The sequence below is a fragment of the Oleiphilus sp. HI0086 genome, assembly GCF_001635225.1.
This window is the reverse complement of the sequence record NZ_LWFZ01000164.1, coordinates 1-740: the sequence shown is the minus strand read 5'-3', so window position 1 is coordinate 740 and position 740 is coordinate 1. Positions and strand designations below refer to the sequence as shown.

1 pseudogene is annotated in these 740 nt (G+C 44.1%); it reads right to left on the bottom strand.

Annotated elements, in window-relative coordinates:
• Positions 1-740, bottom strand: a pseudogene (locus tag A3756_RS27055) (hypothetical protein); the annotation flags it as partial.

The window sequence follows — 740 nt, the reverse complement described above, 5'->3', positions numbered from 1 at the left end:
ACCAGTAGATAAAATGGTAGATAACGCAAACATGAAAGTAGAGAGCATGTAAAAGAGCATATTTACTGCTGGATCACCACATACTAATGCCCAAGCCATAACGGTTGTGAACAAATTAGTATAGCTAGCAATCGCAGCTACGGTGAAACCATATGGACTATGAAGAAGCCCCATTGCTGTGTGCCATCCACCTGCAAACAGAGAAACCCAAGAGACAGCATCTGAAAAGTTAGCTAGATTCTGTACAGCGGAACCACTAGCTCCACCAGATATCTTATAAGCACCAACACCGTATTCGGTATCGATGATCGAATAACCCGATCCATGCCATCCATTAACAGTAATAGGTGACTCATGAACCGTTACTTCAAGCCCTTGAAGCAAAGCAGCTTGAATCTCCGACCTAGCCCCCTCATCAATCGCAATGAAGTTCAGCTGTGATGCGTTAGCTGAAGTTAACGTATAGATCTTTTGTCCTTGTGCCATTGCTATCGCGAGTGCTTTGGCTGTCGAGACACCTTCAGCCTGCTCTGTATCGGTTGAAAATAACTGTTCGGGAATCTGGTGCTCGTAGGCACTGTTTCGCATACCTGATGCTCGGTTAAAGGCTACCCAGCCTTCATAACAATTCTTCTTTTCTTCAACGTTGTTGTTCAAACGGTCGATATCCATCACAACACCGGTGAAGTTTACTTGATTCGGTGTACCATTTATCAAATAGCTTACTTCCATCTGTGTAC